Origin of the sequence: Bartonella sp. JB63 (assembly GCF_002022665.1) — a bacterium.
In the GTDB taxonomy this organism is placed as follows: domain Bacteria; phylum Pseudomonadota; class Alphaproteobacteria; order Rhizobiales; family Rhizobiaceae; genus Bartonella.
The window spans coordinates 155,791-179,851 of sequence record NZ_CP019788.1; the positions used below are offsets into that span (position 1 = coordinate 155,791).

Consider the following 24,061-nt stretch of genomic DNA (forward strand, 5'->3'; position numbering starts at 1 on the left):
ATGGGTAAATTATTCCTCTTATTTATCATGGTAAGTTGGTTTTGTCTTATTCCTTTTTCTATGAAAGCACAGGGCAGTAAAGAAATTGTCTCAGAAGAGAAAGAGGTTGTTCAAATTATTGTTACAACAAATACGATCACAGTTGGCGCAAATTTTTCTGGTCATGATCTTTATATTGCTGGCGTTTTAGAAAATATGAATCCTTTATTCCGCCAACAAAATCGTTACGATGTTATTGTTAGTTTAGAAGGACAAACCCGATCGATGATTGTGCTAGAAAAAAAACGTAAGGCAGGAATGTGGATTAATGCAGATTGCGTGACTTTTAAAAACGCTCCTTTATTTTATTCAATGGTAACAACCCGTGCAATCGATAATATCACTGATGCTGAGAGTTATAAGCGTTTGGGTTTAGGGTTATCTTATTTTTTTCTTTCAACTGATGAAGAAGATCAAGAAAAAATACGAAGCTTTCGTAATGAGTTAATAAAGTTACAGAAAGCTAAAAACCTCTATCATGAAGGAGTTGGTGGTGTGTATTTTGGTTCTGGTTCACTGTTTACGGCACATTTTCAATTACCGGCAAATGTTCCTGTTGGGCGTTATCATGTGAATGCTTATCTTTTCCGTGATGGGCAATATATAAGTAGTGCGACAACCACTCTTGAAATTGTTAAAGCATATGTTGCTTATACAATTTTTCATGAAGCACGCAAACACAGTTTTTGGTATGGAATCGTTGCAGTACTTGTCGCTATGGCTACAGGGTTTTTATGTCGTTTTGCTTTTCGGAAAGACTAGAATAAAAAACTCTAAGATGTTTAGTTTTTCTGTTGAATGATTATATAAGAAATAAAAAGTAAGAGTATTATACTGTTTAAATATAACTTTTTTTGAAAAATTATTAAAAAAATCAATATTTATACACGGTAAGAACCAGTGTGTTATTGATGCTAAAATAACATGGAAGAGATTTACAAAAATCATAATTCCTATTATCGATAGAGAAAAAAATCTATCTTTTCTAAAAAATTCAATAGGTTTTTATTCAAGAAAATGTGTTATATAAAAAAGTAATTGAAACATATGTAATCTTATAATTGCGCTCTAGTATATCATCAGTATAAGCGAATTGAATAATACGATGGATTTGTTTATTGAAAAATCAGTGGCAACGAATGTAGCGGAATTTAGTGTTTCTGAAATAGCGGGAGCTTTAAAGCGTGTTGTTGAAGAAAAGTTTGGTTATGTACGAGTGCGTGGCGAAATATCAGGTTATCGGGGTGTACACGCTTCAGGGCATGCCTATTTTGCTTTAAAAGACGATAAAGCTCGATTAGAGGCTGTTATTTGGCGAGGTGTTATAGAAAAACTCCAGTTTCCTCCTGAGGAAGGGATGGAAGTGGTTGCTGTGGGTAAGTTAACAACTTATCAAGGATCATCGAAATATCAAATTATTATTGAAACTCTTGAGCCAACAGGAGTTGGCGCTTTGATGACTCTTTTAGAAAATCGTAAGAAGAAGCTTGCAGATGAGGGATTGTTTGATGATGCAAAGAAAAAAACTTTGCCTTATATGCCTCGAATTATAGGAGTTGTGACATCACCAACAGGAGCTGTTATCCGTGATATTATTCATCGTATATCGGATCGTTTTCCTTTACATATTTTGATTTGGCCTGTACGGGTACAAGGAGAAACCAGTGGTCGAGAAGTCGCTGCTGCTATTGCTGGGTTTAATGCGTTATCTTTAGATGGTGTTTTATCTAAACCTGATCTTATTATTGTTGCACGTGGTGGGGGCAGTTTAGAAGACTTATGGGGATTTAATGACGAAGCAGTTGTTCGCGCTGTTAGTGCATCTGCTATTCCAATTATTTCTGCAGTTGGGCATGAAACAGACTGGACTCTTATTGATTATGTTGCTGATTGGCGGGCACCTACTCCTACAGGAGCAGCAGAAAGAGCTGTACCAGTTAAATTTGATCTTGAAACACAATTAGCATCACTTAGTTTACGCTTTCGTATAGGATTGGCGCGTTATTTTAGTTTTTATAAACAAAAATTATCTGCTGTTGTACGAGGTTTTCCTACTGTCGATCAGTTATTTTCCTTACCAAGGCGTAGCTTTGATGAAATTTCAAGTCGTTTGCAACGTGCTCTTTGTGTTAACTATGATAAAAAACGTTTTTATTTTTATACATTTGCTATCCGATTGTCTCCACGTTTGTTGAATACTGAAACAGCACAACAAAATACAAAAGAGTATACTGTACGTCTTCATCAAGCTTTTTTACGTAGTATTGAAAAACAACGCACTCAAATAGAGATGACATTTAGGCTTTTAAAAAATACATCTTATCAAAGTATTCTAGAGCGTGGTTTTGTTTTAGCTTTAGGGCAAGAAAATAAACCAATTAAACGATTAGTTCAGTTTCCTAGAACAGGACAGGTAAGCTTACAATTTTTTGATGGCGAAATTAATGTTTCAACCTGTAATTCTGCTTTTAAGCAATTTCCAAAATCTAAGCGATTAAAGAATCAGAAAGATGATCAAGGGACGCTTTTTTAATATGGTGAATATTCATGTTTGGTGAAGGTCTTCTTATGGGTAAAGATGGAAAAGTTCGTTGTTCATGGGCAGGAACTGATCCACTTTATTGTGCTTATCATGATCATATATGGGGAAAACCTGTTTTTGATGATCGTCATCTATTTAAACAAATTTGTCTTGAAGGTTTTCAAGCAGGGCTTTCTTGGTTAACTATTTTAAGAAAAATATCCAATTTTCATCACGCTTTTGATTATTTTGATTTTGAAAAGATTGCACATTATGATGAAGAAAAAATAAAAACATTGATGCAAGATAAAGGCATTATTCGCCATCAAGGTAAAATTAGATCAGTGACCAATAATGCTCTTAAAGCAAAGGAAATTATAGCAGAATGGAATAGTTTATCCCGCTATTTTTGGTCTTTTCAGCCGCTACAGTCTGAACGATATGAGAAGATAGATTTGCAAAGGGGAAAAGCTAATTATGTAACACCTGAATCCATTCGTCTTTCCAAAGATTTAAAAAAGCGTGGTTGGACATTTGTTGGCCCTATTACTTGTTATGCTTTTATGCAAGCAGTGGGGATTGTTAATGATCATCTTGAAGGATGCTTTTGCCGATAAATTGGTTGAAATCTTTTTTGTTTGACTTTATTTTTACTAAGTACATCAGCATTTTTTCTTGTAAAAAAGAAGAATTATTTAAAAAATATAATAAATAATAATTAGAATATTTAAGACTTCTTTAAAATGCTTAAAATAAGAAATGTTCTACGGAGAAACGAATATTTGAATGCTTATGCAGTGTGTATCAAATATTATTAGCTGATAAATTAATATTCTGAGAAGAAAGAAATTTTCTGCATATAAGCTTTAATTATTGGAGAAAAATAAAATATTCTTGTGTAAACAAAATAAAGGATCTGTTTTTTCAATGAATACAATATATTGAGTTGTATGTTTTTTGATTCTAATGATCTTAGAAAGTGATCAAAGAGGCTGAAGTGTTCTGTTTATTATTTCTTTAGAGAGAAAATCTATGAATGTGAAAAAGAAAATATTTAAAGTGAGCTGTTTTTTCATTTCTGCTCTTATGTCTATGAACATGTTTTTGCAACAAACACTAGCAAAGACACCTGTTGACACGTTCGTGATGGCTTGGAATCTTGATGCAATCAGTACATTTGATCCAGCGCAAATAAATGATATTTATAGTCATGAAATTATTCTCAATATTTGTTCTAGTTTAGTTGATTCTTTCCCCGACGATGGAACTAAAATTGTTCCTAATTTAGCAAAGAGTTGGGATATTTCAGGGGAGAATAATACGATAATTACTTTTCATTTGCGGGATGATTTAAAGTTTTTTGATGGTCGATCTGCTAGCGCTAGTGATCTTGTTTGGAGTATGAAACGGGTTATTAAATTGGATATGGCAGGCGCAGCAGTATTTAAAGAGTATGGTATCACACAACAAACAGTCGATGCTGCTATTCAAGCACTAGATGAAAAAACTGTTGTGATGAAATTTGATAAACCATATCCAGCAGAGCTTATTCTTAGTGATATTGCCGCTAATCGTGTTGCTCTGTTGCTTGATCGTGAAACGATCATGAAACACGAAAAAAATGGTGATATAGGGAATAAATATCTAACAACTCATTCTGCTTGTGTTGGTCCCTATCAGTTAGTAAGCTGGCGTGTAGGCGAAGCAGTGTTGCTAGATGTTAATTCTCATTATTGGGGAGAGAAACCGAAACTCGAAAAAGTTTTGATCCGCCATGTTGCTGAGCCAAGTACGCAACGTTTGTTACTAGAAAAAAAAGATGTTGATGTAGCGCGTGATTTGACGGTGCAGATTTTAGAAGATCTTCAAGCAAAAACAGATATTAGGGTTGAAAAAGTATTGTTGCCAGGTATGTTTTATTGGGGATTTAATATGACGCATCCCATTTTAGCTCATGAAAAAGTGCGTTTGGCTATGCGTTATCTCATCGATTATGAGGGTCTCGGAAAGACAGTATTGAAGGGCATTGGTATTCCTCGTTCTAGTTTTATGCCTATCGGAGCTTTAGGTGCTTTAAGTGAAAAAGAAGGGTTGCCTTTTAAGCTTGATCTTAAAAAAGCTAAACAGCTTCTAACTGAAGCAGGTTATCCAAATGGATTTGAAATAAGTGTTCTTATAGGGACTTCTGATGTTTTACAGCTTATTCAATCTATTCAAGATAATGCAGCAAAGGTTGGGATTCGCCTTAAAATTAATCGTCTTGCAGGAACACAACTATTTTCAAAAGCTTCCACGCGCGCTTTTGAAACAATTATTCTGGGGTGGAATAGTGAATCTTTAGATCCTCATACAACAGCTGCACGGATTGTTTATAATCCTGATAATCGGTTTGAATCTAGGAATACACCTTACCCTAGTTGGCAACATGGATACTTTGATGAAAAGATGAATCAACAAGTTAAAGATGCTTTGTTTGAGAAGGATCACAGAAAACGAGCGCAAAGATATGTTGATTTACAGCTTGAACTTATGCAAAAAGGGCCTTACGCTTTTCTATTTCAAAAATATAATGTAGTAGCTATTTCACCTGTTATTAAAAAATGGGTTTGGAATACTGTCCCCCGTGTTTTCTATAATGCAATTGAAAAATAAATGCATATTGTGAAAATATAAGGAGAAAATAATTAGGGAAATATAATAAACTTATATTTCCCTATACAGGAATAATCTTCTTTAAGAATTTAGAATATAAAGTTATTAAGTGTGATTCTTATTTCAAAGTAAATTTATGTTTGTTCAATCAATATTGATAATATAAAGCGTGTGTTTTCTTTCATAAAAAAGGTATGATAATATATCTGATTTAGATAGGAAAATAAGGTTAATGTGTTGTATGATACTTAAATTGATACTTTGTTCTGAAGGGATAAAAACCGATACAAGGTGGGTGTACAAGCAAATGTTTAAGAGAATTTTTGCTGTATTAGGATTAATTGCTTTTTTTAGTGGGCTAATGCCAATAGTACTGAATGCATCACCTAAAAATACATTGGTGATGGCATGGAATATTGATTCGATTACCAATTTTGATCCGGCACAATCAGTGGAACTGGTTACAAGTGAATTATTGACCAATATTTGCAGTGCATTAGTACAGTATCATCCAGATAACCCGACTGTAATTCACCCTGCTATGGCACAATCTTGGGATGTTTCAGATGATGGGAAAAAAATTATTTTTCATCTTCGTGATGATTTAAAATTTGATGATGGAACGGTAGCTACTGCACAAGATCTTGCTTGGTCAATGCAAAGGGTTGTTAAATTAGAATTGGGTTATGCTCAATCTTTAAAGGATTATGGATTTACTAAAGATAATGTTGAAACAAATATCCAAGCCCTCGATGATAAAACTTTACAAATGCAATTTGATAAATTCTATCCTCTCCGTCTTATATTGACTGTAATTGGGCAATCTTATGCTTCTGCTTTGCTTGATCGGAGAAAACTTGAAATACACGCTGTTAATGATGATATGGGAAATAAATATTTAGCTACTCATTCAGCTTGTGTTGGTCCCTATAAATTAGTGCGTTGGATTCCAGGAGAGCGAGTTGTTTTACAGGCAACCCAACATTATTGGGGAGGAGATCCAAAAATTGAGAAAATTTTAATACTTCATGTTGCTGAATCAGCAAGTCAAAGATTTCTTTTAGAAAAAGGAGTTGTAGATATAGCTCGTGATCTCTCTTCAGAGGATATACTGGATATTGAAAAACAAGGGGGCCCCATTACAATTCGTCGTGTTTTGCGTCCACGATCTGTTTATCTTTCATTGAATAATAAGAATGCAATTTTTGCTAATGAAAAAGTACGTTTGGCGTTTCGTTATCTAGTTGATTATGATACTCTTGGTAAAACTGTTTTAAAAGGGATTGCCATTCCTCGTGCAAGTTATATGCCATTAGGGGTGCCGGGTGCTTTGAATGAAAAAGAGGGTGTACCATTTAAATTGGATTTAAAAAAAGCAAAACAGTTAATCAATGAGGCGGGTTATTTAAATGGCTTTAAAGCCAATCTTTTAATTGGCAGTCTTACCTATATGTCATCTGTTGCGCAGACTATCCAAGAAAATGCACATAAGATTGGTATTGAACTTACCATTGAAAAAATGTCACAAGCTCAATTGTTAAGTCGGGTTCGTGGTGGAAATTATGATATTGCTATTATGAATTGGAGTACAGCTGATCCTGATGGACATGCATCTTCATGGCATCATGTTTTTAATCCTGATCCTACATTTACCAAACGTTACAATATGCATCTAGCTTGGCGGGCTGGTTATTATGATGCAAAGGCAAATAAAATGGTGATGGATGCTTTATTCGAGGAAGACAAAAATAAACGCCTTGAACAATATCGAGAACTACAGAATTATATTTTTTATCACGGTCCTATGGCTTATTTGTTCCAGACATATTATACTATTGGGGTAGGACCTAAAGTAAAAAAATGGGTTTGGAATAGCTTCAGACTTTATTATAATAAAGCTGAAAAATATATACAATCAAATGATGAATAGATTCAGTAGTGTGTAGTTAAAATTTATTTGACTGTATGGTAGGAAAGATCGCTAAACTTATGTTTCATAAGTGGGTAGGGAAGTGCTATAATGGCTTCATCATTTTCAAAAATTAATACGATATTATTACCAAAGCAGAAAAATTTGTATATATGGGCATTTTTTTTTAAAGTTTTTAAGCTTTTGATTTCGGTATTTATTACGTTAATTGGTTTAATAACAATTACTTTTTTTATTGGTCGTCTTCTTCCTTTAGATCCCGTTATTGCCATTCTTGGAGATAATATCAGTCAAGAATCTTATGATAAAATGTTTTATAAATTGGGTCTTGATCAGCCATTAATCATCCAATATTGGACTTATCTTCAACATATTTTTTTGTTTGATTTTGGAGATGCTTTAGTTTCAGGGCGGCCTATTTTAACAGATATTATGCATGTATTTCCTCCAACGCTTGAATTAGCAACAGTTGCTATTATTATTGGTACAAGCTTTGGTATTCCATTTGGTGTCATTGCAGCAATGTATCGTAATTCAGCCATTGATTATTTTTTGCGTTTTTTTACATTGTTTATTTATTCAACTCCGACTTTTTGGCTTGGATTAATAGCATTATTGGTATTCTACAATAAACTTGATTGGATTGGTGGTCCAGGACGTATTGATTTTATTTACGAATATTCTTTTGAAGCCAAGACAGGATTTTTTCTTTTAGATACTGCAATGCAAGGGAAATGGGAGGCTTTTGGTAACGCTTTCAGTCATATTATTATGCCTGCCTTAATCCTAGCCTTCGGTGCTATGGCCTATATTAGTCGTATGACTCGTGGATTTATGATTGAACAACTAAATCAGGAATATATTGTTACTGCACGTGTTAAGGGATTATCATGGCGACAAACAGTTTGGAGGCATGCTTTCCGCAACGCTGCTGTTCAGATTATTACTATTGTTGGACTTTCTTATGCTTTTTTATTAGAAGGTGCTGTGCTGACAGAGACAGTTTTTGCTTGGCCTGGATTTGGACGTTATTTAACTAATGCTCTTTTAGCAGGTGATATGAATGCGGTTGTAGCCTGTACATTGCTTATAGGGTGCTTCTTTATTGTTATTAATTTATTTTCTGATTTACTTTATAGAATCTTCGATCCAAGGACACGTTAAATTATGACAATATCGCACGAAAATGAATTACAACCATCGTTTTCTTTAAGACGCTGGGTAAAAAGGTCTATTCCACAATCAGTTATTCAGGCGAACATACAGAAATTTTACCATTCGTTGATTAGATTTTTTCATAATATTTCTGCTTTATTTGGTTTTGTCATTATTTTTTCTATTGTTTTATGTGCGATTTTTGCACCTTGGATTGCTACCCATGATATTATAAGTAATGATCTTGCTCATCGACTTCTTCCACCATCTACATTGCATTATTTGGGAACAGATGAGTTAGGGCGTGATATTTTTAGTCGATTAATTTTTGGTATGCGTATTACCCTTTATATTGTTTTTCTAACCACTATTATTGTGGCACCTGTAGGGCTCATTGTAGGAACGACAGCTGGATATATAGGAGGATGGGTTGATACTATTTTAATGCGTATTGTTGATATTTTTCTTGCTTTTCCAGGTTTGATTTTAGCACTTGCTTTTTCAGCTGCTTTAGGACCAGGTATTGAAAATGCTGCAATCGCGATTTCAATTGCAGCATGGCCACCAATTGCACGTTTAGCGCGTGCTGAAACTCTGACAATACGTTCATCTGATTACGTTTCTGCTATTCGTCTACAAGGGGCATCTTCTTGCCGAATTATTCTATTTCATATTACACCGATGTGTATTCCCTCGGTAATTGTACGATTAACATTGAATATGTCTGCTATTATTTTAATGGCTGCCGGTCTTGGTTTTTTGGGGTTAGGTGCCCAACCTCCGAGTCCTGAATGGGGGGTTATGCTTTCGACAGGTCGTGAATTTATGATGACAAGTTGGTGGTTGGCAGCGGTTCCCGGTTGTGCAATATTAATTACAAGCCTTGCTTTTAATCTTTTAGGCGATGGACTTCGTGATATATTGGATCCGCGCAATGGATAAAAAATTATTAGAAATAGAAAATTTACACATTTCATTTCCTACAACAGTTGGTATTTCAGATGTTGTGCGTGGTGTTAGCTTTTCTCTTGGGAAAGAAAAAGTTGGAATTGTTGGGGAGTCCGGATCCGGAAAATCAATGACTGGACGTGCGATTTTGAAACTCAATCCAAAGTCAGCAATCATTAAAGCTAAGAAAATGTATTTTGATAATATCGACTTATTGTCTGCAAGTGAGTCTCAGATGCGTACTATTCGGGGAAAACGTATTTCAATGATTTTACAAGATCCAAGATATTCGCTTAATCCATTAATACGAATTGGGGATCAGATTATAGAAGCTTACCGTATTCATTATAATGTTTCAAAAATGGATGCATGGGAACGGACAATTTCTATGTTGGAATCTGTTCATATTCGTAATCCTGAACATGTTATGCGGTTATTCCCTCATGAAATATCAGGTGGAATGGGACAGCGAGTTATGATTGCTATGATGCTTATTCCCAAGCCTGATTTAATTATTGCAGATGAGCCAACATCTGCACTTGATATCACAGTGAGAACTCAGGTTTTAAGGGTGTTGGATGAGCTTGTGACAAAATCAGGAATGGGACTTATTTTCATTAGTCATGATTTGAATATGATTGCTAATTTTTGTGATCGTGTTTTGGTAATGTATGCTGGTCGTATATTGGAAGAATTATCAGCATCTGATTTATCTCGTGCATGTCATCCTTATACCAAGGCTTTGCTAGCGAGTTTGCCACGGCTTGATAATCCAGTTGATATTTTAACTGTTCCTGAGCGAGATCCTAGTTGGTTAGATAGTCCTACGATTTTAAATGGTGTTGAAAAGAGGTTGTTGTGACCAATTGTGAAAATATTATTGACGTTTCTAACTTATCTGTGACTTTTGGACGTGGATATCAAGCGTTAACAGTAGTGAAAAATGTTAACTTTCATATTAAGCGTGGTGAAGCTTATGGTTTAATTGGTGAATCAGGGTGTGGTAAATCAACTATTTTGAATGCATTAGTTGGGTTGATTTCCTGTTCTAGTGGATGTTTTATTTTTGATGGTAAAGAAGTGCCACAGAAAAAAAACAAAGCTTTTCTACGCCGTATTCAAATGGTTTTTCAAGACCCTTATGCGTCACTTCATCCAAGAAAAATGGTTTATACTGCTCTTTCTGAGACTCTTTCAATTCATAATATGAGCAATAAAAAAGAACGGATAAATGATATTTTAAGCGCTGTTGGTTTAGGTTCTTCATTTTTTTATCGTTATCCACATGAGTTGTCTGGAGGCCAACGTCAGCGCGTTGCTCTTGCCCGTGCTTTAATTATTGAGCCAGAAGTTTTGTTGCTTGATGAACCAACATCTGCATTGGATGTATCTGTTCAGGCTGAAATTTTAAATTTGTTGAAATCATTACAGGAAGAAAAACATCTTACTTATTTAATGGTTTCTCATGATCTTTCTGTTATTGCACATATGTGTAGACGTGCTGGAATCATGCACAAAGGTGTAATTCTTGAAGAATTAAGCAATAACAATTTGCGTCATTTACATGCGAAAAATGACTATACAAAGATGTTTTTTGAAACCAGTATTGAGCCTATTTTCCATAAAGAAAAAAAAGCATTATAGATATTATAAGAAGGCAAGTTTTCTTTTTTATATTGCTCTTTCTAAAGTTTGATGTTTTATTCTTTTCTGATATTGAACTAATTCATTAGTATAGAATTGAAGCCACAATTTTAATGATAAAACTATGTATTATTAATACGATTACTCATGGTTGAATTGGAAATTCGGACAATCAATTTTGAACGACATATTGATTCTATTTTTAACAATTTTGTTACGAAAATTAGAAATCTAAATATACAGAAAAATAATTATTTATTTTATTATTGTGGTTTTTATCATTATCTTTTTTCTGTGTAAATATGTTATCATAAATTATATCAAGTTTTTAAAGGATTAAAGAATAGCATTATTATAATGTTCTTCTCAATCGCTCTTTTGAGAAGGATTTACGTATTTCCTAATTCATTTCTATTAATTAATTATAAAAATCTTTTATGATGATTCAAATAAAATTAATTGGAATTACATAATGAAAACTTTTCTAAAAAATGTCATAAGGTGAACATTGGTAGCGGAGGAGGGATTCGAACCCCCGACACAAGGATTATGATTCCTCTGCTCTAACCTACTGAGCTACTCCGCCAAAGTAGATAAATCTTATAAAGAATTTTATCTTTGGTGGATACTAAGAGTTAGAATAGTAAGATGTCAAGCATCGTTTTTAAGCTTTTCTCTTGTTATTCTATTTCATCCCGGATATGGAATGAATGAAAGTTATAAATTTTTATAGTTGGCAGAATAAGGCATAAAAAATGGCGCCACGTATAGCGGTTTTAGGGTGCGGTTATTGGGGTAAAAATCATATACAGACCCTTCAAAGTCTTGGAGTTTTAGCAGCAGTTTCCGATGCTGATTCCAGTCGTGCTGCGCATTTTTCGAGTATGTATGGTGTTATGGCTATTACACCGGATGATCTTTTTACTCATAAAGATATTGATGCACTTATTTTGGCATTACCTCCACAATTTCATACAGAAAATGCTCTGCGGGCTATTAAGAATGGCAAGGATGTTTTGGTTGAAAAACCAATCGCTTTAAATATAACTGATGCTGAACTCCAAGTTCGGACTGCTAATAAATATGGACGGATTTTTATGGTAGGTCATATTCTGCGTTTTCACCCCGCCTTTGAAAAATTATGTGAATTAATAGAGCAAGGAGCGTTAGGAGATATATGTTATATTTATTCTCATCGGTTAGGTTTTGGTAAATTTCATACACAAAGCAGTGCTTTATGGGATCTTGCTCCCCATGATCTTTCAATGATTTTAGCTTTGACAAAATGCGAACCTTTGCAGGTCCATGGGGAAGAATCCGCAGTGATTAACCGGCTTTCTGATTTTGCGCATATTCATATGACATTTCCAAATGGTATACGTAGCCACCTTTTTACTTCACGTCTTAGTCCTTATTGTGAAAGACGCCTGACAATTATTGGTACAAAGGCTATGATTGTATTTGATGATATGGAACCGTGGAATCGTAAATTAGCATTTCACCGTTTTTCTATTTGGCAGGAGAATAAAGAATGGGTTTCTAGTACTGATAAGATAAATTATATTGATATTTGTGAAGGTTTACCGCTTACCTACGAATTGCAGCATTTTCTAAATTGTATTGAGACACGCCAATCACCTCGTACAAATGGAAAAGATGCTATCGCTATTTTAAGGGTTTTAACTGCAGCTAGTGTCGAGCATCATGGATAAAAGGTAAGGTAAGCCTTTATATTATTGTGATTATCAATGGAGTTAATATGCAATTCATTGACCTTGGAGCGCAGCGTGCGCGCATCGAAGATAAAATTAATGCCGCGATTGCGCATGTTATAGCCAGTGGTCAGTATATTTTGGGGCCGAAAGTAACAGAATTTGAAGAACGATTAGCGGATTATCTTGGCGTTAAGCATGTTATTGCTTGTGCTAATGGAACAGATGCATTGATGATGCCTCTTATGGCTAAGAATATTGGTCGAGGTGATGCTGTCTTTTGTCCTAGTTTTACTTTTTCTGCAACTGCAGAAGTTGTTGCTTTGGTAGGAGCGGAACCTGTTTTTGTTGATGTAAGACCTGATACATTTAATATTGACGTTGATAAACTTTCTGGAGCAATCCAAATGATTAAAAAAGAGGGACGTCTTAAACCAAAGGCGATTATTGCTGTTGATTTGTTTGGACTCCCTGCTGATTATGAAAAAATTTCTCTGCTAGCTAAAAAAGAGAATCTTTTTGTTATTGAAGACACTGCTCAATCGATAGGCGGTAAAAGTAATAATGTTATGTGTGGGGCTTTTGGTGATGTTGCAGCAACTAGTTTTTATCCTGCAAAACCCTTAGGATGTTATGGTGACGGGGGTGCTATGATGACTAATGATGATGATATGGAAGCCCTTTTACGTTCATTATTGTTTCATGGTAAAGGTAAAACACAATATGACAATGTGCGTATTGGTATGAATTCACGATTAGATACAATTCAAGCCGCTATTTTATTAGAAAAACTTGTTATTTTTGAAGATGAGATAGAAAAACGTGCAGCAATTGCTCAACGTTATTCTGAGAGTTTAAAGGATATTGTGGAAGTTCCAAAAGTGAAAACGGGTGTTTGTTGTGCTTATGCACAATATACCATTAAGGTGAAAAATCGCGATAAGTTAAAAGCCTATTTACAAAAAAATGGCATTCCTACAATGATTTATTATAATACTCCTTTGCATTTACAACCAGCTTATAAAAATTTTCCCTATGTAAAGGGTTCTCTTTCTGTTTCTGAATATTTGGGAAGCTGTATCTTAAGTTTACCTATGTATCCTTATTTATCACAAGGTGATCAAGATAAAATTATTCAGTGTATAAGAGACTTTTATAGTGCCTAAAATCTGTAGGAGAAACACACTATTTATGTAAACAGTATAATTTATAATGTATTATAAGCGTTTTTAAATTTATTCTATTTTAGTATTAGCGATTTTTTTGCGAATGTAAGATGCAAGATCGCTGTTGTTTTTAGAGCTTTTAGTTAACTTATTAATGGGTGAGGCTTTGCCTTCTTTCAAAGCAATATGGCTAACTAGTGCAGCTGCTAATTCTTTTGTATCTTCACATAATTCATTTAACAATTGATTTTTAGCATCAGTATCAAGTTCATCAATTTGAATATTTTTAAGACGTTGTTCATAACGTACTATTTTCTCGTGCATAGCTTTAATTTCTCTTATGAAAGTATCTATTGCTAGAACATTGTTTTTGTTTTCTACTTTTTTTGTTTTAGTAGGGGGAAAAGGTTTGTATTGTGCAGGAAAATATGAACAATAAAGCTGTTCTTTTTTTTTGCTAAGTTGTATTTTTAGTTGAGCATATTTTTTTTGTAAAGAATCATATTTTTGTTCATGACGCGCTAATTCTACCGCATGTTGAGCACAAAGAAAATTGTAGTTAGCTTGTATTTCAATAAGCGATAATGGAATTTTTGCGGAAACGGATTGATATGCAAAATGAAGAATCTTGCGCCAAATTAGAGGAGAAATAAGTACTAATAACCAAGAAATGATTGCAACTCCAAGAATAAAAAAAAGAATTGATTGGATAAGCATAATACCTCTTTTCAATAAGAGCTTTAAAATGGGTTCCATGTTGGCGTGGGTGTTAATTTTAAATATCCCATATTGATTCCAAGACGTGCACCAACGCCTGTGCGTATTGGAATCAAAAGAGTATTGTCCCGTTTGAGAACATGAAAACCAACTCCTGCAATTAAATAGGCCGAACCTGAAATACCTCCATAGCGCCCCCATAAATTATTTATCTTATTCAGATCGTAAACTAAGATCATTGCACGGGATCCCTGGCCACCGAAATCCCACCCTACAGATGGTCCTTGCCAGAAAATTTTATGTTGATCATGACTTTTAGTAAAGACTTTCCCTTCGCCATAAGTTAATCCAGCAAAAAAAGCACCAGATGCTTCTTCTCCTAAAATATAAGCATTTGGATGACCATATCGGGAAAAAATATTTTCAATTGCAGTGGCTATGCTACCTGCTGTTTTACCAAAAAAATTATGACCGGAAGCAATAATTTCTTGCAACGAGAAATTCTGATCTTGCTCTTCTACTGATGAAAGCTGAGCATTTGCACTATTTATCGTTATTAATAAGAGGGATATGAAGAGTACAATATTCATATACCAACGTGATAAGAGAGAGTGTACCATAGGATTTTTCTCTTTTAATTGATGATTATACACATGAGGATAGAATTAAAATTCTATTCAATTAAATAGAAAATAAGGCATAAAGTTATTTAAATTCTTAAATTTTTTCCTGATAAGAAAATTTTAATGTGATTGTTAAATTTCTATATATAAATTAGGTGTTAAAAGCTTCATTTGAGGAAAATTTTTGAGAATTGAGGAACTGTAATAGATATGACATTGGTTGTTTCTTTAAAATCTACTGATTTGGCTGCCTTGCTTTGTAGTCGTATTTGCCACGATTTAATTTCTCCTATTGGTGCTATTCAAAATGCTATGGAGCTTTATGATGAAGGAGGTGCTGATGAAGATGCTTTGCGATTAGTGCGTTTATCTGTTGCCAATGCTTCTGCACGTTTACAATTTGCGCGATTAGCTTTTGGATCTGCGGGAGGAGTAGAGGATAAAATAGATACGGATTTTGCTAAGCAGGTTTCTCAGCAATACATGAAAGAAAAAAAGGCAATTTTGAAATGGCAAGCTTCTTCTTTTTTTCTACCAAAAGACGAAGTTAAGCTTTTACTCAATTTATTGTTGATTACAAATACAATAGTTTCTCATAGTGGTGAAATAAGTGTTATAATTTTACAAGATACATATAAACGTGTATTTCGGTTCGAAGTTTGTGGTAAAATATTGCGCACCCCTTCCCATTTTATTGAATTATATAGCGGAAAAATATCGGAAGAGCTAATCGATGCACGTGTTGTTCAATTATATTATACGATATTACTTGCTGAGATAACAGCTATGAAAATAAGCATACATGAAACCAGTGACTGTATTATTTTAGAAAGTGTAAAGAAACTTTGAATAAGGCGAAGTCTCTCATTATATTGGAGAAAAGTAACGGGTTTCTATGGATGAATGATAGTTGTAGGATTTTTATCGATATATAACAAAAAAATCTCAGTATGTAACTATCTGAGATTTTAATAGTGATGTTTTTTGCTTAAGCAGTTTTTCTTATATTTTCTTCAACCGGGTCACGCAACACATAGCCACGTCCCCAAACTGTATCAATATAATTTACACCCGAAGATACCGCATCCAGTTTTTTCCGCAGTTTACAGATAAAGACATCAATAATTTTAAGTTCAGGTTCGTCCATACCCCCATAGAGATGATTGAGAAACATTTCTTTAGTAAGTGTGGTGCCTTTGCGTAGAGATAGCAGCTCTAGCATCTGATATTCTTTCCCTGTTAAATGAACAGGATGGCCTGCAACTTCAACTGTTTTAGTATCGAGATTAACAGTGAGATCACCGGTGATAATAACTGATTGTGCATGACCTTTAGAGCGGCGTACAACAGCATGAATACGCGCAATTAATTCATCTTTATGAAAAGGTTTAGTCATGTAATCATCAGCTCCAAAACCAAAGCCACGAACTTTATCTTCAATACCTCCCATACCAGAAAGAATAAGCACAGGAGTTTTTATTTTTTCCAGCCGTAATGTCCTTAAGACATCATAACCTGATATATCAGGAAGATTCAGATCAAGCAAAATGATATCGTAATCATAGAGTTTACCTAAATCTATACCTTCTTCACCCAAATCAGTAATGTAGACATTAAAGTTTTCTGATTTTAGCATCAATTCGATGCTTTTAGTGGTTGTTTTATCATCTTCAATTAACAATACGCGCATTTCATTCCCTCATTTCGCTCCTCCCGAATCAAGCGGAGCCTTTTTATTTCGTAACAGTTATTAAAATGACTGTTCATAAAAAATAATTCATAAAATCAAACACTTAACATTGAAGTGCTTATGAATAGTCCAGCAGTACGCGCAACAATTGCCGCTGTTTCCCCCACTATCTTAGATAGTGGTTAACAAAATATTTTTATTTTTGAAAGAGTTTAATAAAATTATTTTAGAAAAACTTTTTATTTTCTTAAATTCTGTAGGGAAGTCAGCATTATGTTTTGTTAATTTGTAACTTAAAAAGTTTTATAATTAGCTATTTTAAAATTTTTTATATTTATTTACCGAGATTTAAGTCTCTTTGATTTAGTAGAGACATAACATGAAAAAATAGTTAGTATTTTAAAGTAGGACTGCATTTGCAGGAGTTTTAAAATGCTACAGAAGTTTAAATTAAAAAATACTTTTTTCACTAAGAATTGAGGGTGTATATGAGCGCTAATGTGAGTTTTGGTATAGTTAAGGAGTAGTTAGGTATGAAACCACGGCAGAGTATGGTGCGATTAAAGATGTTTCAAGTGCGAGAGAAACGCCGTGAAATTACACAACTTGAGATGATGATTACAGAATTTGAACGAATGGTATTAGAACTGGAAGAACAAATTGTTAATGAAGAGCGTAAATCTGGAAACAGTGATATTCATCATTTTGCTTATTCAGCTTTTGCTCGTGCAGTACGACAGAGGCGTGATAATCTTAAGGTTTCGATTCGCGGTCTAAAGTTACAGAGAACAAATGCTGAAATTGCTTTAAAGGAAATTAATACAGAGCTTCAACGTGCGAAAATCCTTGAAAAGGAGGGGACTGGGACAGTAAATGATGATCATCATATTTTTACTCAACTTCGCTCGATGGCTGGATAGTTAAAGCTGAAGATTATATGTAGATCTTTAAATTTTATGTGCTAAAATAAAAGTAAACCAGGCTTTTTCAAGCTTGGTTTATTTTGAAATAAAATTTTGAACCGGTATCATTTTTATAGCAATTAATGCCTATATTGTTGGGTCTTGGTCGTCCTTAGTCCAGCTAAACCGTATTCATCAATCGAACTTTGCCATGAAAGAAATTCTTCTAAGGTTAAAGTGTAACGTTGACAGGCTTCATCGAGACTTAATAATCCACCTCTCACAGCTGCAACGACTTCAGCTTTGCGGCGGATAACCCAACGCTTTGTCGTTGTAGGAGGTAAGTCGGTGATTGTAAGTGGACTTCCATCCGGGCCAATAACGTATTTCATTTGTAGTTTTATCAAATCAGTCATTATATTTTCTACTTGTAATATTCAATAATCAGATGCGTTTATAAGGCGTGAGTTTTAAAAAAGAACTAAGTTCGTTTAAAGAAAAAATTAATAAAACCAATTGCAGATATTATAAAAAATAAAACAATATTCTATGATATTTATAATAAATTTTTTTATGAAAGAATTTTCATTTTAATTTATTTCTTTATCATTTTAAGCTTTTTCTTTGACAATCTGATATCACTCGTTAGTTGTAGGAAAGACAAAAAAATAATATAGATAGCACATAATGCGTATAAGAATATTACATTAAGCGGGGATTTAAAAAGTAGAGAGTGAATGTATGTTTTTAAATAGTCTTGATTTGCCAGGGCATCCTGAAAATTCTCGTATTGTTGTTGCAATGTCTGGAGGAGTTGATTCATCAGTTGTTGCAGGCCTCTTAAAAAAGAAGGTTATGATGTGGTGGGGATTACGTTGCAGTTGTATGATCACGGAGCTGCAACACATCGTGTAGGTGCATGTTGTGCAGGACAAGATATCGAAGATGCTCGCCGTGTAGCAGAAACTTTGGGTGTGCCTCATTATATTCTTGATTATGAGGAACGGTTTCGTGAAGCTGTTATTAATCCTTTTGCAGAAAGTTATGCTCATGGAGAAACACCAATTCCATGTGTTTCTTGCAATCAGACTGTTAAATTTGCTGATTTGTTAGAAACTGCATATGAATTAGGTGCAGATGCTTTGGCAACAGGTCATTATATTCGTAGTCGTATTCGTGGTGCACATCGTGCATTATTTCGTCCTCTGGATGCTGATCGTGATCAGAGTTATTTTTTGTTTGCTACGACGCAAGAGCAAATTGACTATTTACGTTTTCCATTAGGTGATCTTTCAAAAGAGCGTGTGCGTGAAATAGCAGCCGAAATGGGTTTAGTTGTTGCTAATAAACACGATAGCCAGGATATTTGCTTCGTTTCACAGGGAAAATACTCTGATGTTATTACAAAATTACGGCCAGAAGTAGTCAATCCGGGAGTTATTGTGCATATTGATGGGCAGATTTTGGGAGAACACTCAGGAATTTTTAATTATACTGTTGGTCAACGGCGTGGGATTGGTGTTGCGACGGGTGAAGCCCTTTATGTAATTTATCTTGATGTAGAAAATGCGCGCGTTATTGTTGGACCGCGTGAAATGTTGGAAACACGTAAGCTTTTTTACGTGATGTGAATTGGCTTGGTGATGAACAATTAGATAGTTTTCCTTTTGATGGTATTGATGTGGCAGTAAAGGTTCGTTCAACGCGTCCTCCACGTCCAGCACGTTTATATTATAAACAAGGATTATTTTCTGTTGATTTGTTGGAAAGTGAAAGTGGTATAGCACCTGGTCAAGCTTGCGTTCTTTATAATGAAAATAGTCATGAAGCACGTATTCTTGGAGGTGGATTTATTACACATTCAGAGCGTGCAGCCGATACTGAAAAAATGTTAAAGCAAGTTTTGTGCAATTTGGAAACGAAATCTTCTACTTTTTTCAAAGGTAAAACAACTGTTGCACGTAAATAAATATATAAGATAAAAAATATCATCTGGTAATTTTTAAGCGTTAACGCCTTTAATTCAGTTTATCAAAATCAGCAAAATGTGCTAGGGCAAGACTTGATGCTGTAGCAACATTGATACTATCAAAGCTATAAGCCACAGGAATCCGCAAAGTCTCTGATTTTTTTAGCACGTGTGCTGGTAAGCCATTACCTTCTGTTCCAAAAATAAGTGCAGTGTGTTTTATTGTTTTTGCATCTTTAAGATAGCGCGGAGCAGAAGGGGAAAGCGCGTAAAGGTGAAAATCGGCATCGCTTAAAGCTGTGATAATGCTATCAATATCGTCACCTTGTGTATAAGGCACATTTAAAGCCGCACCCGCAGAAACTCTGATTGATTTTCGGTAAAGAGGATCACATGAAGTTTTATCAACGATAATTCCAGTGCTAGCAAAAGCAGCTGCATTACGGAAAATAGCTCCCATATTATCATGATTAGAGATGCCACATAAAACTGGAATTAAAGCTTTTTCGGGAAGATTTTGTAGAAACTCTTTTAATGATGGTAGTTTTTTACGTTTTCCAATGCCAAGCATACCACGATGGACATGAAAACCAGCAATATCATCCATAATTTTTTGTGGAACACAATAAATAGGGCATGTTGGTTTTGTTTCTTTTAAAATGGGCATAATTCCTAAAAGGCGAGCTGCAACAACAAGTAATGATAAGGTAGAAAATTCTTTTGAATGTAGCAATGCTGATAATATCACTTTTCCTTCAGCAATAAATTGATGTTGTCGTCCAACGAGATCTTTTTCACGGATATTATGATAAGCTTCCAAACGCGGATCATTGGCTTCATGGATTGTGGTGATATTTAAAGTCATGTAGAATCTTTAACATTATTTTTTTAAAATCACTAGATATTGAATGGAAAGATTAAAGAAAACATTATTTTTAAAATTTAAAGTAGAAAATTTATTGACAATATACAATCATAGGTATATATAATGCACACCGAGTGCAGCAAATATATTGTTTTCATATCGGTTACGGGTCTTAGGTCCCCGCTATTTCCTAAGCCTGTAAATCCTTATTTAAAAGGGAAAAGAATCTGGGTTCCCAATGCCCAGATTCTTTTTTGTATTTTTATAGAGATATTTGTAGAATTTATTTTTCTCTAATTGTAAGATGATTTTTGCGATTATTTTTTTGTGAAGTTTTCTATAGTAATTATTACACTTTGAAAATATAAGGGAAACGTCACATCATAGCTTTTAGCGGCTTTTTTATACTTTGGCAATTATATCTATTCATGCTATAAGAGTGTTGTACAATATGCTAAGACAGCATATTTGAGTATAAAAAATTTTAGTTTCAATCAAAGATAATAGAGATAAAGCCATTAACAGCTCGACTGATTGTAGTTGGCAACCGTCGAAAATTGCCTTTTTATAAGTAATATCTGAGTCGCTTATTATAAGAAAACTTATAATAAGATAGCGATAAAAGTTGATGCTTAATTGTAACAATTATTTTTTTTGTCTTGTATTTCTTATTATTTTAAGAGAGTGTTGGAAGGTATATTGGAAATATTATAAGATGTATCACTGAAAATATTATCGCTCATTGTAATCAAAAAGATCATTAAGTTATGGATACAGAAATACAGATACAAAGATTGACTATATTGTCTATTTTGGTGGCTTGTATTGTTTTTTCTTTGAAGTGCTGGGCTTACTACATCACTAATTCAGTTGCTCTTTATTCTGATACATTGGAATCGATTGTCAATATTCTTGCAGCTTTAGCAGCGTGGTGGGCGGTTAAAATAAGTATGAAGCCAGCTGATAAAGACCATCCTTTTGGACATCATAAGGCAGAGTATTTTTCTGCTCTTCTTGAAGGTGTGTTGATCATTATTGCAGCAATTATGATTTTAAGAGAGGCATGGTTAGCATTCATGATGGTTGAATTACCAAAAAAACCTGGGATATGGCTTGTTCCTTATTTTGTAGCATGTATTATAAATTTTTTTTGGGGATGGTTTCTTATTCGGCAGGGAAAAATTTACCGTTCTCCTGCTCTTAAAGCTGATGGAGTGCATTTAATGACAGATGTTTTAACTTCATTTGGCATTTTAATTGGTCTAGTTTCTGCTTTTATAACTGAGTGGGCTATTTTGGATCCGATTTTGGCAATAATTGTTGCTATGAATATTCTTTTACAGGGAGGGAAGGTAATTTATAATGCGATTCAGGGTCTTATGGATGTTGGAGTTGAATTAAATGAAACTTTGTGGATCCGTGATCTTATTTCAGTTAGTGCACGTGGTGCAATTGAAGTGCATGATTTAAGAACACGTGTTGCTGGTAGGATTACTTTTATAGAGTTTCATTTAGTTGTACCAGCTGTAATGCAAGTTGGAGAGGCACACCAGATTTGCAATAATATTGAGAGTGTGCTTGAAAAGGAATTTAAGAACGTACGTGTTATTATTCATATAGAACCTGAAAATGAAGCTAAATTGCCTCTCAGAACAGCAGTTGTTTCTTTTGTGTAAAGAAAGATTTTATTTTTTATAAACATGGAAACTTTTAAAGGCAGGGGTGTATGCTAAGTTTATTACTATTATTTTTTATAATTTTAAGAGTTAAAAATAAGTTGTAAAAACACGTAATCTTTTTAAAAGGCGTAAAAGAAAATTATTACTGATGCTTCTGCAATGATGAATATATCAATCAAAACAGAGAAAACTATTGACATTATTTTAGAATAAGATGAACTTTAGATTTATTATGTTCGGTGTCAATAACAGCCTTCACTAAAGAGATTATAAATCTTTCTTTTACGATTTTCTGATCATTTTTATTACAAATGAATTTTTTCTTCTCTAAAAGAAACTAATGCAAGTGTTACTGCTAATTTCAGACAAGATAGGAAGAAAAGTATCCATTTTTAAATGGGCTTTTTGTTTTTATATTGATGAATTATCTTTAATGTCTTTCTGCTCATATGGACAAACTGCATCACAATCTTATATAAATTAATAAAATTAAACTAAATATGTTTATATGTTTCTATTACTTAATATTTAGTGATATTTTTTGAAATTCTCTTCTTCATAATTTACTCAATAGGAATTTTGATACAATAGTTAGCTATTATTTACGATAGCACATCTTAATAAGAAAAATTATGCTTTCTTGAAATATTAAAAATCAATTTTTTCAATGCATGCTATTTCATTATTGTGATTAATGATACCATAACGTTGTAATTGGCATTGCCATTGATGGTGCGCATATTCAATAGTGAATAAGTTGAAATTTGCAGGGGGCCTTTTGCCTCCAAAAGATTGTGATGCCGAAGCAACACCAACAATAGGAATCTTGCCCATTTTTCCTTCAATGATATTCAATGTAGGTAAATGAGTATGACCATGGAGAATAAGTTCACAACCATGGTGTTTAATAACTTTTAGAAAACGCTCTATACCCCATAATTTTTTATGCCAAGAAGTAGCATGGTAAAAAGGAGGATGATGAATCGTTATAATACGAAAGAGACCACGTTTTGCAGCTTCATTTAAGAATTTGGACAAAATTTTTGCTTGTTGCTTATCAAAATAGCCTGCAGCTTGAAAAGGTGGTGTAGCAATAGCTGAAGAAGTACCTATAATCGCTATGTTATTGCGAATACGAATATAGGGAAAAGGTTTTTTTTGTGGGAAATCACTTTTGATCCAAGGTTGGAAGCAAGTACAGGCTTTTTGGAATGCTCCGCGAACATAAGCATCGTGATTTCCAAATGTTAGGGAAATATTTTGAGGATTGTTTTGAGCAAATAACCAGCTGCGAGCTTGTGTAAATTCTTTATCCAAGGCAAGATTAATGAGGTCACCAGAAATCACAATATGATCAGGCTTTTTCTGTTTCAATGCGTGCATTAACGTTTCTAAAGTATCTGTTTTCATTTGGTTGTGACGTTTTTTCTTCCAATTAAGATATCCAGTTAAACGCTTCCCACAAAGTTCGAATAAGGAAGGTTGTGGTAAAGGTGAAAGATGTACATCTGATATATGAGCAAGATAAAACATAGATCTAGCATAGCGTTGAAAATAATTTAAGCAATAAAAAATAGGAAAGAAAAGCCAGTTTTCTATTTTACAGGAAATGAAAATTGTAAAATGAAAAACAGTTTGCTAAAGATATTAGATAAGTTTTGGGATATTGATTTTGATAGAATAAAATACTCGAAATAAATTATTGCAAGGGTAGGAAGATGTTCTATGAGAAAATAAGTGATAGCGAATCAAAGCGTTTAAAATGAAAATGTTTGGTATTTTTGATTACGTGTGAATCTTTCTCACTATTATTCATGACAGATACATCATTTATTTCTCAATCTTTTTC

At 33.9% G+C, this 24,061-nt stretch carries 20 protein-coding genes, 1 tRNA gene and 1 pseudogene; 15 read left to right on the top strand and 7 right to left on the bottom strand.

What is annotated here, in order from left to right:
* The 9 genes from BJB63x_RS00695 (at nucleotide 1) to BJB63x_RS00735 (ending at nucleotide 10,889) form a co-directional block, all read left to right on the top strand.
* Nucleotides 1-801: a TIGR02186 family protein gene (locus tag BJB63x_RS00695; protein WP_078718577.1), complete on the top strand. Its 801-nt coding sequence runs from the start codon at nucleotides 1-3 to the stop codon at nucleotides 799-801.
* A 343-nt stretch (nucleotides 802-1,144) separates the two neighbouring features.
* Nucleotides 1,145-2,572 (top strand): exodeoxyribonuclease VII large subunit, encoded by a 1,428-nt coding sequence (gene xseA / locus BJB63x_RS00700; RefSeq protein ID WP_078718578.1) that lies wholly within the window; start codon nucleotides 1,145-1,147, stop codon nucleotides 2,570-2,572.
* Between the two features lie 14 nt (nucleotides 2,573-2,586).
* Nucleotides 2,587-3,177, top strand: coding sequence for a DNA-3-methyladenine glycosylase I (locus BJB63x_RS00705; protein ID WP_078718579.1), 591 nt, complete (start codon nucleotides 2,587-2,589; stop codon nucleotides 3,175-3,177).
* Between the two features lie 415 nt (nucleotides 3,178-3,592).
* Entirely contained in the window at nucleotides 3,593-5,212 is a 1,620-nt protein-coding gene (locus BJB63x_RS00710) for an ABC transporter substrate-binding protein (protein WP_078718580.1), read from the top strand.
* A 307-nt stretch (nucleotides 5,213-5,519) separates the two neighbouring features.
* Nucleotides 5,520-7,142, top strand: a complete 1,623-nt coding sequence (locus BJB63x_RS00715; RefSeq protein ID WP_078718581.1) for an ABC transporter substrate-binding protein — start codon at nucleotides 5,520-5,522, stop codon at nucleotides 7,140-7,142.
* A gap of 90 nt (nucleotides 7,143-7,232) precedes the next feature.
* Nucleotides 7,233-8,306: an ABC transporter permease gene (locus tag BJB63x_RS00720; RefSeq protein ID WP_078718582.1), complete on the top strand. Its 1,074-nt coding sequence runs from the start codon at nucleotides 7,233-7,235 to the stop codon at nucleotides 8,304-8,306.
* A 3-nt stretch (nucleotides 8,307-8,309) separates the two neighbouring features.
* Entirely contained in the window at nucleotides 8,310-9,239 is a 930-nt protein-coding gene (locus BJB63x_RS00725; RefSeq protein WP_078718583.1) for an ABC transporter permease, read from the top strand.
* Entirely contained in the window at nucleotides 9,232-10,107 is an 876-nt protein-coding gene (locus tag BJB63x_RS00730) for an ABC transporter ATP-binding protein (RefSeq protein WP_078718584.1), read from the top strand. Before BJB63x_RS00725 ends, BJB63x_RS00730 begins: the two co-directional genes overlap by 8 nt.
* The gene (locus BJB63x_RS00735) at nucleotides 10,104-10,889 is read left to right on the top strand and encodes an ABC transporter ATP-binding protein (RefSeq protein WP_078719615.1); all 786 of its coding nucleotides are present in this window, start codon (nucleotides 10,104-10,106) and stop codon (nucleotides 10,887-10,889) included. The genes BJB63x_RS00730 and BJB63x_RS00735 overlap by 4 nt, the downstream gene beginning before the upstream one ends.
* 509 nt (nucleotides 10,890-11,398) lie before the next feature.
* On the opposite strand, the gene BJB63x_RS00740 is transcribed toward BJB63x_RS00735, so the two are convergent.
* Nucleotides 11,399-11,475 (bottom strand) — tRNA-Met (locus tag BJB63x_RS00740).
* A 169-nt stretch (nucleotides 11,476-11,644) separates the two neighbouring features.
* Here BJB63x_RS00740 and BJB63x_RS00745 point away from each other — a divergent pair.
* Together BJB63x_RS00745 and BJB63x_RS00750 are read left to right on the top strand one after the other, a co-directional pair.
* Complete coding sequence (locus BJB63x_RS00745; RefSeq protein ID WP_078718585.1) at nucleotides 11,645-12,601, top strand: Gfo/Idh/MocA family protein; 957 nt, start codon at nucleotides 11,645-11,647, stop codon at nucleotides 12,599-12,601.
* Nucleotides 12,602-12,648: 47 nt separating this feature from the next.
* Entirely contained in the window at nucleotides 12,649-13,767 is a 1,119-nt protein-coding gene (locus tag BJB63x_RS00750; protein WP_078718586.1) for a DegT/DnrJ/EryC1/StrS family aminotransferase, read from the top strand.
* 69 nt (nucleotides 13,768-13,836) lie between these two features.
* On the opposite strand, the gene BJB63x_RS00755 is transcribed toward BJB63x_RS00750, so the two are convergent.
* Together BJB63x_RS00755 and BJB63x_RS00760 are read right to left on the bottom strand one after the other, a co-directional pair.
* The gene (locus tag BJB63x_RS00755; protein ID WP_078719496.1) at nucleotides 13,837-14,484 is read right to left on the bottom strand and encodes a hypothetical protein; all 648 of its coding nucleotides are present in this window, start codon (nucleotides 14,482-14,484) and stop codon (nucleotides 13,837-13,839) included.
* Nucleotides 14,485-14,507: 23 nt separating this feature from the next.
* Complete coding sequence (locus BJB63x_RS00760) at nucleotides 14,508-15,104, bottom strand: DUF1134 domain-containing protein (protein WP_078718587.1); 597 nt, start codon at nucleotides 15,102-15,104, stop codon at nucleotides 14,508-14,510.
* 213 nt (nucleotides 15,105-15,317) lie between these two features.
* Here BJB63x_RS00760 and chpT point away from each other — a divergent pair, with 213 nt between their 5' ends.
* Nucleotides 15,318-15,956, top strand: a complete 639-nt coding sequence (gene chpT, locus BJB63x_RS00765) for a histidine phosphotransferase ChpT (protein WP_078718588.1) — start codon at nucleotides 15,318-15,320, stop codon at nucleotides 15,954-15,956.
* Nucleotides 15,957-16,095: 139 nt separating this feature from the next.
* Here chpT and ctrA read toward each other — a convergent pair whose 3' ends face one another.
* Complete coding sequence (gene ctrA, locus BJB63x_RS00770; RefSeq protein WP_078718589.1) at nucleotides 16,096-16,797, bottom strand: response regulator transcription factor CtrA; 702 nt, start codon at nucleotides 16,795-16,797, stop codon at nucleotides 16,096-16,098.
* 533 nt (nucleotides 16,798-17,330) lie between these two features.
* Here ctrA and BJB63x_RS00775 point away from each other — a divergent pair.
* Complete coding sequence (locus BJB63x_RS00775) at nucleotides 17,331-17,717, top strand: flagellar export protein FliJ (RefSeq protein WP_078718590.1); 387 nt, start codon at nucleotides 17,331-17,333, stop codon at nucleotides 17,715-17,717.
* 122 nt (nucleotides 17,718-17,839) lie between these two features.
* On the opposite strand, the gene sciP is transcribed toward BJB63x_RS00775, so the two are convergent.
* A complete protein-coding gene (gene sciP, locus BJB63x_RS00780) occupies nucleotides 17,840-18,115 on the bottom strand; it encodes a CtrA inhibitor SciP (RefSeq protein ID WP_078718591.1) in 276 nt (91 codons plus the stop codon).
* A gap of 325 nt (nucleotides 18,116-18,440) precedes the next feature.
* Here sciP and mnmA point away from each other — a divergent pair.
* Nucleotides 18,441-19,668: pseudogene (mnmA, locus tag BJB63x_RS00785) on the top strand (tRNA 2-thiouridine(34) synthase MnmA).
* Between the two features lie 49 nt (nucleotides 19,669-19,717).
* Here mnmA and BJB63x_RS00790 read toward each other — a convergent pair.
* Nucleotides 19,718-20,533 (bottom strand): TrmH family RNA methyltransferase, encoded by an 816-nt coding sequence (locus tag BJB63x_RS00790; protein ID WP_078718593.1) that lies wholly within the window; start codon nucleotides 20,531-20,533, stop codon nucleotides 19,718-19,720.
* A 767-nt stretch (nucleotides 20,534-21,300) separates the two neighbouring features.
* Between BJB63x_RS00790 and BJB63x_RS00795 the strand changes: the two genes are divergently transcribed.
* On the top strand, nucleotides 21,301-22,209 hold the full coding sequence (locus tag BJB63x_RS00795; protein ID WP_078718594.1) for a cation diffusion facilitator family transporter: 909 nt from the start codon (nucleotides 21,301-21,303) through the stop codon (nucleotides 22,207-22,209).
* Between the two features lie 651 nt (nucleotides 22,210-22,860).
* Here BJB63x_RS00795 and BJB63x_RS00800 read toward each other — a convergent pair.
* The gene (locus tag BJB63x_RS00800; RefSeq protein WP_078718595.1) at nucleotides 22,861-23,745 is read right to left on the bottom strand and encodes a metallophosphoesterase family protein; all 885 of its coding nucleotides are present in this window, start codon (nucleotides 23,743-23,745) and stop codon (nucleotides 22,861-22,863) included.
* Between the last annotated feature and the right edge of the window lie 316 nt (nucleotides 23,746-24,061).

Excerpts from the sequence above, each read along its gene's own strand:
- BJB63x_RS00695 (WP_078718577.1), top strand. The coding sequence starts at position 1 with ATGGGTAAATTATTCCTCTTATTTATCATGGTAAGTTGGTTTTGTCTT.
- xseA (WP_078718578.1), top strand. The coding sequence starts at position 1,145 with ATGGATTTGTTTATTGAAAAATCAGTGGCAACGAATGTAGCGGAATTT.
- BJB63x_RS00705 (WP_078718579.1), top strand. The coding sequence starts at position 2,587 with ATGTTTGGTGAAGGTCTTCTTATGGGTAAAGATGGAAAAGTTCGTTGT.
- BJB63x_RS00710 (WP_078718580.1), top strand. The coding sequence starts at position 3,593 with ATGAATGTGAAAAAGAAAATATTTAAAGTGAGCTGTTTTTTCATTTCT.
- BJB63x_RS00715 (WP_078718581.1), top strand. The coding sequence starts at position 5,520 with ATGTTTAAGAGAATTTTTGCTGTATTAGGATTAATTGCTTTTTTTAGT.
- BJB63x_RS00720 (WP_078718582.1), top strand. The coding sequence starts at position 7,233 with ATGGCTTCATCATTTTCAAAAATTAATACGATATTATTACCAAAGCAG.
- BJB63x_RS00725 (WP_078718583.1), top strand. The coding sequence starts at position 8,310 with ATGACAATATCGCACGAAAATGAATTACAACCATCGTTTTCTTTAAGA.
- BJB63x_RS00730 (WP_078718584.1), top strand. The coding sequence starts at position 9,232 with ATGGATAAAAAATTATTAGAAATAGAAAATTTACACATTTCATTTCCT.
- BJB63x_RS00745 (WP_078718585.1), top strand. The coding sequence starts at position 11,645 with ATGGCGCCACGTATAGCGGTTTTAGGGTGCGGTTATTGGGGTAAAAAT.
- BJB63x_RS00750 (WP_078718586.1), top strand. The coding sequence starts at position 12,649 with ATGCAATTCATTGACCTTGGAGCGCAGCGTGCGCGCATCGAAGATAAA.
- BJB63x_RS00755 (WP_078719496.1), bottom strand. The coding sequence starts at position 14,484 with ATGCTTATCCAATCAATTCTTTTTTTTATTCTTGGAGTTGCAATCATT.
- BJB63x_RS00760 (WP_078718587.1), bottom strand. The coding sequence starts at position 15,104 with ATGGTACACTCTCTCTTATCACGTTGGTATATGAATATTGTACTCTTC.
- chpT (WP_078718588.1), top strand. The coding sequence starts at position 15,318 with ATGACATTGGTTGTTTCTTTAAAATCTACTGATTTGGCTGCCTTGCTT.
- ctrA (WP_078718589.1), bottom strand. The coding sequence starts at position 16,797 with ATGCGCGTATTGTTAATTGAAGATGATAAAACAACCACTAAAAGCATC.
- BJB63x_RS00775 (WP_078718590.1), top strand. The coding sequence starts at position 17,331 with ATGAAACCACGGCAGAGTATGGTGCGATTAAAGATGTTTCAAGTGCGA.
- sciP (WP_078718591.1), bottom strand. The coding sequence starts at position 18,115 with ATGACTGATTTGATAAAACTACAAATGAAATACGTTATTGGCCCGGAT.
- BJB63x_RS00790 (WP_078718593.1), bottom strand. The coding sequence starts at position 20,533 with ATGACTTTAAATATCACCACAATCCATGAAGCCAATGATCCGCGTTTG.
- BJB63x_RS00795 (WP_078718594.1), top strand. The coding sequence starts at position 21,301 with ATGGATACAGAAATACAGATACAAAGATTGACTATATTGTCTATTTTG.
- BJB63x_RS00800 (WP_078718595.1), bottom strand. The coding sequence starts at position 23,745 with ATGTTTTATCTTGCTCATATATCAGATGTACATCTTTCACCTTTACCA.